This is a genomic window from Microbacterium marmarense (assembly GCF_037204165.1).
In the GTDB taxonomy this organism is placed as follows: domain Bacteria; phylum Actinomycetota; class Actinomycetes; order Actinomycetales; family Microbacteriaceae; genus Microbacterium; species Microbacterium marmarense.
This window is the reverse complement of the sequence record NZ_JBBDGL010000001.1, coordinates 829,484-843,483: the sequence shown is the minus strand read 5'-3', so window position 1 is coordinate 843,483 and position 14,000 is coordinate 829,484. Positions and strand designations below refer to the sequence as shown.

Annotated in this window: 11 protein-coding genes; 6 read left to right on the top strand and 5 right to left on the bottom strand. The window is 62.6% G+C overall.

Annotated elements, in window-relative coordinates:
• Positions 1 to 2,430 carry a phosphoketolase family protein gene (locus WDU96_RS03770; protein ID WP_337337148.1) on the bottom strand — a complete coding sequence of 810 codons (2,430 nt, stop codon included), beginning with the start codon at positions 2,428 to 2,430 and terminating at the stop codon, positions 1 to 3.
• Between the two features lie 136 nt (positions 2,431 to 2,566).
• Between WDU96_RS03770 and WDU96_RS03765 the strand changes: the two genes are divergently transcribed.
• A complete protein-coding gene (locus tag WDU96_RS03765) occupies positions 2,567 to 3,109 on the top strand; it encodes a CinA family protein (protein WP_337337147.1) in 543 nt (180 codons plus the stop codon).
• Positions 3,110 to 3,171: 62 nt separating this feature from the next.
• The gene (locus WDU96_RS03760) at positions 3,172 to 3,531 is read left to right on the top strand and encodes a DUF7882 family protein (RefSeq protein ID WP_337337146.1); all 360 of its coding nucleotides are present in this window, start codon (positions 3,172 to 3,174) and stop codon (positions 3,529 to 3,531) included.
• Between the two features lie 84 nt (positions 3,532 to 3,615).
• On the opposite strand, the gene WDU96_RS03755 is transcribed toward WDU96_RS03760, so the two are convergent.
• Positions 3,616 to 3,996, bottom strand: coding sequence for a hypothetical protein (locus WDU96_RS03755; RefSeq protein ID WP_337337145.1), 381 nt, complete (start codon positions 3,994 to 3,996; stop codon positions 3,616 to 3,618).
• A gap of 254 nt (positions 3,997 to 4,250) precedes the next feature.
• Between WDU96_RS03755 and WDU96_RS03750 the strand changes: the two genes are divergently transcribed.
• Together WDU96_RS03750 and WDU96_RS03745 are read left to right on the top strand one after the other, a co-directional pair.
• Positions 4,251 to 4,706, top strand: coding sequence for an SRPBCC family protein (locus WDU96_RS03750; RefSeq protein ID WP_337337144.1), 456 nt, complete (start codon positions 4,251 to 4,253; stop codon positions 4,704 to 4,706).
• Positions 4,703 to 6,169 carry a phytoene desaturase family protein gene (locus tag WDU96_RS03745; protein ID WP_337337143.1) on the top strand — a complete coding sequence of 489 codons (1,467 nt, stop codon included), beginning with the start codon at positions 4,703 to 4,705 and terminating at the stop codon, positions 6,167 to 6,169. Before WDU96_RS03750 ends, WDU96_RS03745 begins: the two co-directional genes overlap by 4 nt.
• A gap of 1 nt (position 6,170) precedes the next feature.
• On the opposite strand, the gene WDU96_RS03740 is transcribed toward WDU96_RS03745, so the two are convergent.
• From WDU96_RS03740 to WDU96_RS03730, 3 genes are all read right to left on the bottom strand, one after another.
• A complete protein-coding gene (locus WDU96_RS03740) occupies positions 6,171 to 7,346 on the bottom strand; it encodes a zinc-dependent alcohol dehydrogenase (RefSeq protein ID WP_337337142.1) in 1,176 nt (391 codons plus the stop codon).
• A 76-nt stretch (positions 7,347 to 7,422) separates the two neighbouring features.
• Positions 7,423 to 7,590 carry a hypothetical protein gene (locus WDU96_RS03735; protein WP_337337141.1) on the bottom strand — a complete coding sequence of 56 codons (168 nt, stop codon included), beginning with the start codon at positions 7,588 to 7,590 and terminating at the stop codon, positions 7,423 to 7,425.
• 35 nt (positions 7,591 to 7,625) lie between these two features.
• Positions 7,626 to 9,755 carry a catalase gene (locus WDU96_RS03730; RefSeq protein ID WP_337337140.1) on the bottom strand — a complete coding sequence of 710 codons (2,130 nt, stop codon included), beginning with the start codon at positions 9,753 to 9,755 and terminating at the stop codon, positions 7,626 to 7,628.
• 281 nt (positions 9,756 to 10,036) lie between these two features.
• Here WDU96_RS03730 and WDU96_RS03725 point away from each other — a divergent pair, with 281 nt between their 5' ends.
• Both WDU96_RS03725 and WDU96_RS03720 read left to right on the top strand, forming a co-directional pair.
• A complete protein-coding gene (locus WDU96_RS03725) occupies positions 10,037 to 11,053 on the top strand; it encodes an FUSC family protein (protein WP_337337139.1) in 1,017 nt (338 codons plus the stop codon).
• Between the two features lie 92 nt (positions 11,054 to 11,145).
• Positions 11,146 to 13,875: a cation-translocating P-type ATPase gene (locus WDU96_RS03720; protein WP_337337138.1), complete on the top strand. Its 2,730-nt coding sequence runs from the start codon at positions 11,146 to 11,148 to the stop codon at positions 13,873 to 13,875.
• The last annotated feature ends 125 nt before the right edge of the window (positions 13,876 to 14,000 follow it).

Sequence of the window (14,000 nt, the reverse complement as noted above, 5' to 3'; positions counted from 1 at the left end):
TTAGGCGTCCGCTGGCCACACCCACTTCTGAATCTCGGACGGGTCTTCGCCGAACTCGCGCGCATAGGACCGCGCGTCCCGGCGACGATTCTCGAGATCTTGACGAAGCTGGCTACCAGCGTCACCAAGTCCAGGCACGCGATCAATGACGTCGATCGCAAGCTGGAACCTGTCCAGATCGTTGAGCATCACCATGTCGAATGGTGTGGTGGTTGTGCCTCGCTCCTTGAACCCGCGAACGTGAAGGTTTGGGTGTCCAAAACGCCGGTAGGCCAGCCTGTGGATGAGCCAGGGGTATCCATGAAACGCGAACACGATGGGCCGATCTCGAGTGAAGAGCGCGTCGAATTCGTCGTCGGGCATGCCGTGCGGGTGTTCTCCCTCGCTTTGCAGCCTCATGAGGTCGACAACATTGACCACGCGAATGCGAAGGTCAGGCAGCTCCTCATGAAGCACTGACACCGCTGCGAGCATCTCCATGGTGGGAACGTCGCCGGCTGCGGCCACCACGACATCAGGCTCTTCCCCGTCGGGCACGTTGCTCGCCCATGCCAGCTCACCGAGACCATTTGCGCAATGCTCAATCGCTTCATCCATCGACAGCCATTGGGGAGCGTCTTGTTTGCCCGCGACCACGACATTGACGTAGCCGGTAGAGCGAAGGCAGTGGTCGTAAGTTGAGAGCAGGGTGTTCGTGTCAAAGGGCAGATAGACGCGCACGACGTCAGAACTCTTGTTGACGACGACATCGAGAAACCCGGGATCTTGATGCGAGAAACCATTGTGATCTTGTCGCCACACGTGGCTCGAGAGCAGATAGTTCAAGCTTGAGATGTCGCGTCGCCACGAGACTTCACTGGCAGCTTCAAGCCACTTCGCGTGCTGATTGAACATCGAATCGACGATGTGAATGAACGCTTCGTACGAGGTGAAGACGCCGTGGCGGCCGGTGAGCAGGTAGCCCTCCAGCCACCCCTGGCACTGATGCTCGCTGAGCACCTCCATCACCCGACCGGCGCGTGCCAGATGCTCATCGAGTGGCGAAACCTCGGCATTCCACTGTTTCTCCGTCGCCTCATACACGGCCGGGGCGAGTTTGTTGGATGCAGTTTCATCCGGACCGAAGATTCTAAAGTTCTGCGGGTTGCGTCGAATCACCTCGGCGAGCATCTCCCCCAGCACCCCGGTGGCCTGAGCCGTGTCGGCCCCAGGAGACGTGACACGCTCAGCAAACTCGCGGAAGTCGGGGAGGTCGAGCGGTGTGCGCAGAAATCCTCCATTGGCGTGCGGTGACGCGCTCATGCGCTTCTCGCCCGCCGGAGCGAGCGCAACAGTTTCTGGGCGCGGTGCACCACCGCTTTCAAACAATTCGTCGGGGCGATAGCTGCGCAGCCAGTCCTCGAGCTGCTCAAGCTGGCGCTCGTCGCCCCGGGGATCATTCAGCGGCACCTGATGTGAGCGCCAGGTGCCTTCAACAGCGAGCCCGCCCGATTGTTCTGGACCGGTCCAGCCTTTCGGCGAACGCAGAATAATCATTGGCCATCGAGGTCGTTGCGAATCGCCCTCTGCGGCTGCACGCCGAATTTGTGCGATGCGATCGAAAGCCGTATCCATGACGGCGGCCATAGTGCGGTGAACGTCGTCTGAAGCATCCGACGCTTCAAAAGAAACGAGCAGGGGGTCGTGGCCGTAGCCGCGCATCAGTTCGAGAAGCTCATGCTCAGGAATTCGCGCAAGAACCGTCGGGTTCGCGATCTTCCACCCGTTGAGATGCAGAATCGGCAGCACGGTGCCGTCTGTCACGGGATCGAGAAACTTGTTCGAGTGCCATGCGGTAGCGAGTGGGCCCGTCTCAGCTTCACCGTCGCCGACGACACACGCGACGACCAGGTCGGGATTGTCGAAGGCAGCCCCGTAGGCATGACTGAGCGAGTATCCGAGTTCGCCGCCTTCGTGGATAGAGCCGGGAGTCTCGGGGGCCGCGTGCGATGGGATGCCGCCGGGGAACGAGAACTGTCGGAACAGCCGCTGCATGCCGACCAGATCGCTCGTGACCGTGGGGAAAAGCTCGGTATAGGTGCCATCAAGCCAGGCGTTGGCGACCATTCCGGGACCGCCGTGGCCCGGCCCGGCAATGTAGAGGCAATCGACGTCGCGCTCGCGGATGGTCCGATTCAGGTGCGCGTAGGCGAGGTTGAGTCCGGGAACTGTGCCGAAGTGCCCGAGCAGACGCGGCTTGATGTGCTCACGCCGAAGCGGCTCGCGCAGCAACGGGTTGTCGAGCAGATAGATCTGCCCCACGCTGAGATAGTTCGCCGCACGCCACCACGCGTCGAGACGAGCCCAGGTGTGCGTGTCTTCGCCCACCGCGCTGTCTTCCTCCGCGCTCGCGTGCGTACTCTGGTCGCCCTCTCTCGATGATGTCGCCATGCAGCGAGGATACGAGTCATGGCGAAACGACGCGCTCGGGTTGACACAGCGGCTAGAACGCCTTACCACCGCGGCGAAAGAGCGAAGCATCCCCTTGACAACGACTGCGTTCAACACGAATCTTTCTGCAGAGTAAATGAGAACCCAAGGAGCTATCACGAACGCCGACACGACTGACGTCGAACTTCTCGCCGATGCCGCCCGCGAAGCGGGGCTGACGGTCGCCGCAGCTGAATCACTGACGAGCGGCCTGCTGGCCACCAGAATAGGGGCGGGCAAGAGCGCCTCGGTGTGGTTTCGTGGCGCCGTCATTGCCTATCAGACGAGCGTGAAGCAGGCTCTGCTGGGCCTGCCTGCCGGTGTCGACCCCTGTAGCAGCGAGTGCGCGGTTACTCTGGCTCAGAATGTTCGGCGCATGCTCGCCGCTGACGTCGCTGTCTCTACGACAGGTATCGGCGGACCTGATCCTCAGGACGGACATGCTCCTGGCACGGTGTACCTCGGGTGGTCGACATCCACCTCTTCGGGCTACCGGCGGCTAAATCTGTCGGGCAATCCCGAAGAGGTCATAGAACAGGCCGCGCGCGTGGCGATTCAACTTCTCACCGAAATCACGACGACGCCTACCGGCCCGGCTCGCGACGAAGATGCGACCCCAGGACCAGTCGATTCTGCATAGCCTCATGCCGCGGGTGATGACCGAACGGTCACCAACAAACCCTGGCGAGTACTATGACAGCCATGGGAACCATCTACTATGGCGGTTCAGCGACGCCAATTCACATCGATGACCGCACGCTCGCCCATCTGAAAGTCGTCATCGCCACCAAGCTACGCCGCGACGAGAGCTTCACTGTTTCTTGGCCCCACCCGGAGGATCAACCGCGGGGTCGCAGCACGATTTGGTTGCACTCTTCGATTCCGATGAGATTCGTGTTCGACAACCCCGAACCTGAAGACCTGAGTCGAGAGTGGATCGACAAGCTCTCGCTATCCGCGAACTCTTCCGGCGGGATCCTTCTCGTCGCAGAGAACGTCGAGGAGCCCCCTGACGATGTGTCGGACGACTCACCTCAGGTAGTGGACATCGCCACGCGATAGTCGTGCGCGCTCACGTCAGCGTGTCGGCCGATTCTCATCCGCAGGCATGGTCTGTTCGTTGAAAGCACGAACACCAGCTGCTCGCTACGACCACGGCAAGCGTGTCGACTCGACGATGTAAAGACCGATGGCGATCAGCAGCATCCCGGCCGCCATTGCACCCATCAGCCAAGCCAAGGACCGGTTGGTACGAGGGTTTTCACCGCCGCGCCTGGCCACTGCGAACATCACGATCCACATCGTTGCCGCGAAGACGATGCCGACGATCGGCAAGACAACCTGTATCTGGAAGGCAAAGCAGTAGAGCACGATCCCGACTATTGCCAACGCTGCTGCCGGGACTAGCCAGCGCGAGGTGGCTCCAGTTCGCAAGGCCGTCTGATTGCCCCAGTCAGTCGCATTCGCGATCGGCTGTTCGTCGGGCAACTGCGTCGGACCGTGCGGGTCATTCCTCGAATCGGTCATGAAGTCTCCTTTCACAGTTGGCGTGCATCCGCTCACAGTTGGCGTGCATCCGCAAAATCTATGCCTGCGCCGAGCGCACTCCCAGGGGGTTGATGACAAAAAGCGCCTGTGCTAACTGGGCACTGCTGCGAGCATCCGCTGCGCTTCGACGGTGCCAAGAGACGCGAGCAGTACCGAACCCACGCGGGCGCGTCAAGCCTTTGCGCCAATCCGCAATTCGACGGCAGGATCGAACGCACGACCAAGGGAGCATAATGTCACGCAACGTGCGCCGTTTCGCCTGCACACCCGATGATGTCTTTGCGGCGCTGGGTGACGGCTGGCTGTACCCCACGTGGGTCGTCGGCGCTTCCAGAATGCGCGAAGTCGACGAACATTGGCCACAACCAGGCGGTCGTCTTCACCACTCTTTTGGGGTCTGGCCAGCGCTGATCAACGACACCACACTGAGCCTCGAATGGAATCCTCCGCATCAAATGGTGATGCGCGCTCGAGGCTGGCCGCTCGGCGAAGCGCAGGTGACGATCGACGTGCGAGCAATCGGTGACGAGCACTGCATGGTTCGCATCCAAGAACAGGCCGTGCGCGGCCCGACCCGCTTGCTGCCCCGGTTCATGCGCGATCTGCTGTTGCACGCGCGCAACGCCGAGACCATCACCCGCTTGGCTTTCGTTGCCGAAGGACGTCGAGCGAACGGCGAGGCGTCATGAACACCTCGAAGTACGCAGATGTCGACGCGGTCGTGGTGGGAGCTGGCCCCAACGGCCTTGCCGCCGCCGTCACCCTCGCCCGGTCCGGGCTAAAGGTGGTGGTGTTCGAACGCGCGACAGCGCCCGGTGGCGGCGTCTCAAGCGCTGAACTCACCCGACCTGGGTTCACCCACGATGTGTGCTCTGCGGTGCATCCACTCGCTTTCGAATCGCGATTCTTCCGCGAATTCGGGTTGCGCCATCGGGTGGAGTTTGCGGTGCCCGAGGTGTCATTCGCGCACCCGTTGGATGGCGGGCAAGCTGGCATTGCGTTTCGCGATCTCGAGCGCACCCGGGAAACACTCGGACGGGATGGTGCGGCGTATGCGTCTCTCATCGGTCCCCTCGCCGCTCGGGCCAGTGAAGTGGCCGAGCTCACAGGGTCAACGTTGATTCGAGTTCCGCCATATCTCGGCGCGGCTGCCTATTTCGGTGCGGCTGCGCTCGAGCAGGGAACACCGCTGTGGAACGCCCGTTTTCATGAAGAAAGCGCACCAGCCTTGCTGACGGGCGTCGCCGCGCACACCGTGCTTCCGTTGCCGAGTCTGGCCGCGGCGAGTGCGGGTCTCGCGTTGACTGCCTACGCGCACGCGCGAGGTTGGCCGATCCCGATCGGGGGAAGCCAGCGGATCGCCGACGCGATGGTTGCCGACATCGAGGCTCATGGCGGTGTGGTCGTCACCGACCACGAAGTGACTTCGCTCGATGAGCTGCCGCGCGCACGCGCGACATTGCTTGATGTGACCCCGCGCGCACTGCTGAGGCTTGCGCGAGATCGCATGCCGTCACGGTACCGCCGCCGCCTGGAACGCTTCCGCTACGGAAACGCTGTCGCGAAAGTCGATTTCGCGCTCTCTGAGCCAGTGCCCTGGACGAACACGACCGTGCGAGGTGCCGGGACAGTCCACGTCGGGGGCACGCGCACAGAAATCCAAGCATCCGAAAACGGTGTGGTTCGCGGGCATCTGAGTGAGAACCCCTATGTGCTCGTGTCGCAGCCCACGGTGTTCGACGCCACGAGGACGCCAGAAGGAATGCACACCCTCTGGGCGTACACGCATGTGCCTGCGGGATCCGACGTGGATCGCACCGAGGTGGTGATCAAACAGATCGAGCGGTTCGCCCCCGGGTTCCGCGACACGATCGTTGCTACAGCTTCGCGCACTGCGACAGAGGTCGCCTCGCACAATCCGAACTACGTGGGCGGAGATATCTCCTCGGGCGAACCCAGCGTTCGGCAACTGCTCCAGAGACCGGTCCTGTCAAGCGATCCGTGGCGCACGCCGATGCCGGGCGTCTACCTTGCAGGAGCGTCAGCCAGCCCCGGACCGGGCATGCATGGCCTTGCGGGGTGGCACGCAGCGCTGAGCGCTTTGAAGCACGAGTTCGGCGCTACCGCCCTTCCCAACTTGATGCCCCGCTGAGTCAGGGTTTGAGAACAACCTTGATGCAGCCGTCCTCCTTCTTCTGAAAGGTCTCGTACATCGCGGCCGCATCGACGAGCGGCACTTCGTGAGTGACGAGGTCCATCACGCCGAACGGGTCGGAAGAGTCTTCGACGAGAGGAAGAAGGTCATCGATCCATCGCTTGACGTTGCATTGGCCCATGCGCACGCTGATCTGCTTGTCGAAAAGCGTCTTCATCGGCAAGATGTCGGCTTCGCCCGCATACACTCCGCTGAGTGACACCGTCCCTCCGCGTCGTACCACGTCAATCGACGAATACACGGCCGCCAGTCGATCAACGCCGCTGTGCTCCATCATCGGTCGCGCGGCTGCGCTCGGTAGCGCGCCCATGACGGCATGAGTCGCTTTGACGACCGGACTCCCGTGCGCTTCCATGCCTACTGCGTCCACCACACCATCTGCGCCTCGCCCCTCGGTGAGGTCACGCAGTTGCGCGACTACGTCATCACTGAGGTCGAACGCTTCCACTCCATGGCGACTCGCCATCTCGCGGCGTTCGGGCACCGGATCGACGGCAAGCACGCGATAGCCGAGGTGCACACCAACGCGAGCCGCGAACTGGCCGACCGGACCGAGGCCCATCACTGCGAGGGTGCCGCCGTCAGGCACGCGCGCGTACTGCACGCCCTGCCACGCTGTGGGAAGAATATCGCTGAGAAACAGAAACCGCTGATCGGGTAGATCCTCACCCACCTTGATGTGGTTGTAGTCGGCCAGGGGAACGCGCAGGTACTCGGCCTGTCCTCCCGGCACCTGACCGTACAGCTTGGTGTATCCGAACAGTGAGGCGCCGCTGCCATATTCTGTGACCTGCGTGGTTTCGCACTGCGACTGGAGCCCTCTCTCGCACATGAAACAGTGCCCGCAAGAGATGTTGAACGGGACAACGACACGGTCACCGGGCTTCAGAGCCGTGACGGCATCGCCGACCTCGACCACCACCCCCATCGCTTCGTGCCCAAGCACGTCTCCTGCATCAATGAAGGGCCCGAAGAGCTCGTACAGGTGCAGATCCGATCCGCAGATCGCGGTAGATGTGATCTTCACGATCGCATCGGTGTGCTCCAGAATTGTGGGGTCAGGAACCTCTTCAACAGAGACCTTTCTTTTCCCCTGCCAGGTGAGTGCTTTCATGAGTCCTCCTTGTCAGATTCGCTCCGCGCGGCTGGGCAGCAAGTCACGAGAACTCGCTGCCCAACAGCGACGTTGCCTAGGCTTGTTCGTCCTCTTCCGGTTCGAACGTGGATGCTTCGCCGTTGTGGCCCGCGGCGACTCCGTCAGGTTCGGCCGGAATGGTTCCGTCTGCTCCGAGGCCGCCGGCTTTTTCGGTGTCATCGGTGCCTTGACTCGGCGAGGTTTCTGCGTGGTTTCGATCCATGGTGATCCTTCTTCCTTTGCTTGTATGACGGGCGATCAGGCAAGGCGCTCCCATACGCGGTGAGCGGGTAGCAGTTCGAGAATGCCGTCGACGACGGCACTCGACTCCCCAGTGATCACACCCACGCCGCCTTCGTCGAAGCCGCCCTCTTTCAGCAGTCCGAGCCCGTCTTCTGTCGCACCGATCGCTTTGCCATGGCGAAGCGCTTCATCAAACAGTCGGAGAGTTCGGGCGTCTTCTGACGGCGCGAGCGCGATCAGCGCATCGAACTCGATGCTCGCGGCGGTCTGCGCGGTGCGTTGGATCGGGATGCCGGAAAGAGTGCCGCCGTGGGGAGCGATGACGAACGGGAGCACACCCGCCTCATTCAACGCTGCGCGCACAGACGTCAGCACATCGACGCTGGTGTCATCATCCGCGACGATACCGACGATCCGTCCGTCGGTCGGCCAGGTGTCGCCAACCATTCGCAGCGCTGGGCTGGGCGCGACGTCAGCAATCTCGATTGTGGCCGAGGGAGGCGTGGCGCCGAGCGCTCGGGCTACGTCCGAGCAGAGTTGCTCATCGATGTTTGCAAGCGCCGCGAGTTGTCGGTCTTTGATCGCCTGCTCGTAGCACTTCGAGAGTTCAAACGAGTACGCCTCGGCGACGTGCTGCTGCTCTATCTCGGTCAAGGACCGATAGAAGAGGCGTGCTTGCGAGAAGTGATCGTCGAAACTGCGAGGTTGCGCGCGTTCCTTCACCGACTCCGAGACGGTGACAGGCGCATCGATGAATGCTCCCTCGTCTGCGCCCGCGTGGAACGGGCAACCCCCATCGAGCGAGTTCGGTTTGTACGGCGCGACGCCCGCATGAACCGCACTCTGATGCATCCCATCGCGGAGCATGTCGTTGACGTCAGCATGGGGTCGGTTGATCGGCAACTGCGCGAAGTTCGGGCCGCCCAAGCGCGTGATCTGAGTGTCAATATACGAGAAGAGTCGGCCTTGCAGCAGTGGGTCGTTGGTGACATCGATGCCCGGCACGAGGTGTCCGGGGTGAAAGGCGACCTGTTCTGTCTCAGCGAAGTAGTTCGTCGGGTTCGCGGTGAGCGTCATGGTGCCGACCACCTGCAAGGGGGCGATCTCTTCCGGCACGAACTTGGTCGGATCGAGCAGATCAATGCCCTCGAACGTCTCGTCGGGCGTGTCGGGCATCACCTGAAGCGCAAGATCCCACTGGGGGTGCGCACCTGCTTCGATAGCGTCGGCGAGATCACGCCGATGAAAGTCCGGGTCTTTGCCGGCCGCGATCTGCGCCTCTTCCCACGTCAGCGAGTGGGTGCCGAGCTTCGGCCGCCAGTGGAACTTGACCAGCGTGGTCTCACCGTCGGCGTTCATCATTCGGAATGTGTGAACCCCGAAACCCTGCATCATTCGATAGGAGCGAGGGATGCCACGATCTGACATGTTCCAGATGGTGTGCGCTTGCGCCTCGGTGTGAAGCGACACGAAATCCCAGAACGTGTCGTGCGCGGACTGCGCCTGCGGGATTTCGCGGTCAGGATGAGGCTTGGCCGCATGAATGATGTCGGGGAACTTGATGGCATCTTGGATGAAGAAGACCGGGATGTTGTTTCCGACGAGGTCGTAGACGCCTTCATCGGTGTAGAACTTGGTCGCGAAGCCGCGGGTGTCGCGAACTGTGTCTGCCGAGCCGCGCGAACCCAGCACGGTCGAGAATCTAACGAAAACTGGAGTCTTGGCGCCGGCGCGCAAGAACCCTGCTTTCGTCACCGACTCTGCCGCGCCGTTGGCGATGAACTCACCGTGTGCGGCCGCGCCGCGTGCGTGCACCACGCGTTCCGGAATGCGCTCATGATCGAAGTGGGTGATCTTCTCACGCAGATGGTGGTCCTGCAGCAGCACCGGTCCGCGCGGACCGGCCTTGAGCGAGTGGTCGGTGTCGGTCAGCCGTGCACCCTGGGCAGTGGTCAGGTACGCACCCTGTTGTCCTAGCGCGGTTGCGCTCGCATCGAGTGGAGCGCCGGTTGGAGTGCGCGGCTCTGGCGAGGATTGATCTGGTTTCGGTGGCAACGGCTCTCGCGGGCTGGTGGGCTCTTCTACTGCCGCGGGCTTTGATGCGGGTGCACCGGGGATTGCGATGTCGTCGTGGTTTTCAGCCATTTTGCGACTCCTCTTCCGCTCAAATAAGGGGGCTCGTCACTGATGCTAGGCACGATGAACGGATCACTTCAGAGGGTTGACCTCGGGAGCAAAAGGTCTTATTGCGGGAAAAAAAGTCCCATGTCAGCCGGCGTTTGGGATCCAAGCGCGCAGAGCTCCGCGCCAGCGCGAGTATGCAACTGAGCCAACAATGGTTGTCTTCAAAAGAATCGGATGACTTCGTGCTGTGCCACGATGAGGTGTGATGGCAAGCGCTTTCGAGTCGGGCGGGTGGTGATCGCATGGCGGAGCCGCAAGAGTCGAGCAACGCGGGAGCGAGCGATGCCCGCAGCGAAGCGATGCCAGCAGTGCGACGCGTTGCCCATTTCCTCGGCATGATCGTCGTCGGGGCTGTGATCCCCGCCGCGGTGGCGGCCGCCCTGGTCGGCGCACTCGGCGTCTCGGCCCTCTTCACGGGAGTGCTGTGGGGCGCGTTAGGCGCCAAACTCGGCGGCACCCGAAGGATGGCCTACGTCGCTCCCGTCGTCGGCATCGTCGCGGGCTTGGGCGCCTACACCGCGTACGGGTGGTGGTGGGCAGTGCTGTTGGCTGCAGTCGGCCTGCTCTCGGGTGTGGGGTTCCGATTCGGCTGGTTCCCCGTGATGTTGATGGCACCTTTCGCTGCGACACTCGTCACGCCCACTTCGTCCGCGAGCGACGCCGTCATCTTCGGAACTGTTGTGGCCGTCGGAGCCGGATACGGCATCATCATCGTTCGCCGGTTTGGCGCGCCACCCGTAGTCGACGGTGACCACTACTCATGGCCGGTGACGGCGGTCATCGCACTCATGTTCGGGGGCGTGATGGGCGCTGCCGCGATCCTGGGCGTCGCCTTGGGGTGGAGTGAACCGTACTGGGTGCCCGAACCGGTGCTCATACTTGTCATGTATCTGCTGTTGGGTCGTCGAGAACGCATCCGCGAGAAGGCGGTGGGCACCGCGTGCGGGGCGGCAGCTGCGGCGCTCGTCGCCAGCGTCGCCCTTCCCGCGTGGGCCTTGACGGCGCTTGCTCTGCTCGCATTCCTCGGGGCCCTGATGCAACGAAAGACGTACTGGCGGATGTACGGTCTGTATACCTTCGCGCTCGTGCTCTACTCTGCGGCGCCCGACGACGTCGCCTTCGTCGCCGAACAACGCGGATTCCAGTTTCTCGCGGGTATCGGGCTGCTCGCACTCGGTCTGCTCGCCGTTCACGCTATCGCCGACCAGCTAGCACGCCGCTACCCTCAGCCCGAACTTGCGCCCGTGGCAGCCACCTAGCGAGGTGCGTATGACTTGCCTTGCGACCGGCCACACCAGACGGGAGGCGCGAAACACTGTCAGGGAGAACCCAATTCGGCTAGCGTCGAGTAATGACCACGGCTGACTCCGCTGCTGAGACCATCTGGCATTCTGAAGACCCCGCCACGGTGATCACAGCGGTTGGCGGTGACGGGGAACGCGGGTTGACCACCGCAGAGGCGTCTCGACGCCTGAGCGAACACGGCCCCAACGCAATCGCCGCCGAACCGGCGCCGTCGGTGTGGCAGGTGGCGTTCCGACAACTCGTTGACCCGATGAACATCATGCTGGTTGTCGTCGCGGTGGTGAGCTTCTTGATCGATCAGGTCAGCGTGGGTGTTCTCGTCGGGGCGCTCGTCGCGCTGAACGTCGTTCTGGGCACTCGTCAGGAGATGAAGGCGAAAGCATCGGTTGATGCACTCTCGCGCATGCAGATTCCGCAGGCGCGGGTCATTCGCGATGGCAGCCTCATGCAGGTGGACGCAACCGCGCTCGTGCCCGGCGACCTGCTCGCGCTCGAGGCAGGCGACGTTGTGCCCGCTGACGGGCGCATCCTGAAGTCGGCGACGCTCGAGGCACAGGAGGCCGCGCTGACCGGCGAGAGCGCACCGATTCCCAAAGACGCCGCGACGCTCGACAGTGCAGCCACCCCGCTGGGCGACCGGGTGAACATGGTCTTTCAGAACACACAGATCACGCGCGGCACGGCGAGCGTAGTCGTCACCGACACGGGGATGGCCACGCAGATGGGTCGCATCGCCTCGATGCTGTCCGCGGTCAAACCTGCGAAGTCACCGTTGCAGCGCGAACTCGATGCGCTGACAGGAGTCCTAGGGTGGGTCGCCTGGGGCGCGGTCGCTGTCATCATCATCACTGGGTTGATGCGTGGCCAAGAAGTGGCATCCGTCGTTCTGCTCGGCATCTCGATGGCGATCTCGGCGATCCCCACCGGCATGCCCACGTTCGTACAGGCGATGCTTTCTTACGGAGCCCGGCAACTCGCCGAGCATCAGGCAGTGGTGAAGAACCTCACGGATGTCGAAACGCTCGGGGCCACGAGTGCCATCAACTCCGACAAGACCGGCACTCTCACGATGAACGAGATGACGGTGGAATCGCTGTACTTCCGTGGTCAGTGGTTCACAGTTTCAGGGAACGGCTACGAGAAGTCTGGTCAGATCCGCAGTGCGACGGGCGACCACACCCAGGACTTTTCGGTGCTGTCATCAGGCTTGGCGCTGTGCAGCGACGCGACGGTGTCAGATGACGGCGTCGTTGTCGGCGATCCCACCGAAGCGGCATTGGTCGTGCTTGCCGCGAAGTTGGGGGCGGATGCCGAGCTGTCGCGGGCAGCGTACCCGCGGTTGGCCGAGGTGCCATTCGATTCGGCGTACAAGTTCATGGCGACATTCCACAGCGTGCCGGGTGAGACCGCGGGCGGCAGCGTGGCATTCGTCAAAGGCGGCCCCGATGTGGTGCTCGACCGCTGCGGCTCAGTTGCGACAGCATCTGGCATTGTGCCGATCGATGAAGGGCGCGCGGCCGTCATCGAAGCCAACGAAGCGCTGTCGACGCAAGGACTGCGTGTGCTCGCTTTCGCCTATCGACGCTTTGCTGAAGGCGCCGAAATACCCGACGATCCGATGGCATCAATCAACGACCTGACCTTCGTCGGCCTCGTCGGGATCATCGACCCACTGCGGCCCTCATCGAAAGAGGCAGTGCGGATCGCGCGTGAGGCAGGCATCGAAGTGCGGATGATCACGGGAGATCACGCGATCACAGCCTCTGCAATCGGCGGCAAGCTGGGGCTCGGCGAAGGTGCCCTCAGCGGCGCAGACCTGCAGGCAATGACCGACGACGAGGTGAAACTGGCGCTGCCGCGCCTTCACGTCTTCGGCCGAGTCACACCCGAAGACAAGTTGCGGTTGGCCAGACTCATGCAAGAGGAAGGCGCTGTCGTCGCGATGACCGGCGACGCGGTCAACGACGCCGCAGCCCTCAAGCAGGCCGACATCGGTGTGGCCATGGGGTCGGGCAGCGAAGTGACGAAACAGGCGGGAAAGATGATCCTCGTCGACGACAACTTCGGCACGCTCGTCACCGCCGTGCGGCTCGGCCGGGCGATCTACGACAAAATCGTCAGCTACGTGCGGTTCCAGATGTCGCAGCTGTTCTCGCTGGTGCTGCTCTTCCTCGTCGCCAGCATCTTCAACATCAACAACGGCGTGCCGCTCACGCCCGTCATGGTGCTGTTCCTGAACTTCTTCGTCACGATCTTCCCGGTGATCACCATCTTGCTCGATCCCACTCCCGACGGGATCATGCAGAAGCCACCGCGCGATCCGAAGAAGACGATCGCCAATCGTGCGGCTGTGACCCTTTGGCTCGTATATGGCACGGTCTTGTTCGCCGTTACTCTCGTTCCGTTGCTGATCTACCCTGAGCAACTGAGTTCGACCGAGCCGAGCACCCCGGTCACTATGGCGTTCGTCGTGGCCGCCTTCGGAGCGATCCTCAGCGGCCTGGTCATGCGTCGCGACCCCGAATCGGGTCTGGGCGCGCCGATCCTCACCGCCGTGAAGTGGCTCTCGATTCCCGTCGTTCTCACCGTGGCAGCGGTCGAGATCGAGTTCATGCAGCGCTTCGTCGGAACAACGGCGCTCGATGGCGGGGAGTGGCTCGTCTGCCTCGGCTTGGCTTTGATCGTCCCGATATTCGTCGAGATCGAAAAGGCGATCCGCCGCAACCGCAGCGCAAAGGTGGCGTCATTGGATATCTCCTCCAACAGCCCGCGGTAGCCAGCAGCACGGCCCGCAGTCGCCGCTCCTCTGACTACGGGTGCAAGACGATCTTGCCGAGGTGACTTCTGCGCGCCAATTGCGACTGGGCCCCTGCCACACGGCTCAACGGGTAGGTGGCGGCG

Coding starts and splice junctions, on each gene's coding strand:
- WDU96_RS03770 (WP_337337148.1), bottom strand. CDS start 2,430: ATGGCGACATCATCGAGAGAGGGCGACCAGAGTACGCACGCGAGCGCG.
- WDU96_RS03765 (WP_337337147.1), top strand. CDS start 2,567: ATGAGAACCCAAGGAGCTATCACGAACGCCGACACGACTGACGTCGAA.
- WDU96_RS03760 (WP_337337146.1), top strand. CDS start 3,172: ATGGGAACCATCTACTATGGCGGTTCAGCGACGCCAATTCACATCGAT.
- WDU96_RS03755 (WP_337337145.1), bottom strand. CDS start 3,996: ATGACCGATTCGAGGAATGACCCGCACGGTCCGACGCAGTTGCCCGAC.
- WDU96_RS03750 (WP_337337144.1), top strand. CDS start 4,251: ATGTCACGCAACGTGCGCCGTTTCGCCTGCACACCCGATGATGTCTTT.
- WDU96_RS03745 (WP_337337143.1), top strand. CDS start 4,703: ATGAACACCTCGAAGTACGCAGATGTCGACGCGGTCGTGGTGGGAGCT.
- WDU96_RS03740 (WP_337337142.1), bottom strand. CDS start 7,346: ATGAAAGCACTCACCTGGCAGGGGAAAAGAAAGGTCTCTGTTGAAGAG.
- WDU96_RS03735 (WP_337337141.1), bottom strand. CDS start 7,590: ATGGATCGAAACCACGCAGAAACCTCGCCGAGTCAAGGCACCGATGAC.
- WDU96_RS03730 (WP_337337140.1), bottom strand. CDS start 9,755: ATGGCTGAAAACCACGACGACATCGCAATCCCCGGTGCACCCGCATCA.
- WDU96_RS03725 (WP_337337139.1), top strand. CDS start 10,037: ATGGCGGAGCCGCAAGAGTCGAGCAACGCGGGAGCGAGCGATGCCCGC.
- WDU96_RS03720 (WP_337337138.1), top strand. CDS start 11,146: ATGACCACGGCTGACTCCGCTGCTGAGACCATCTGGCATTCTGAAGAC.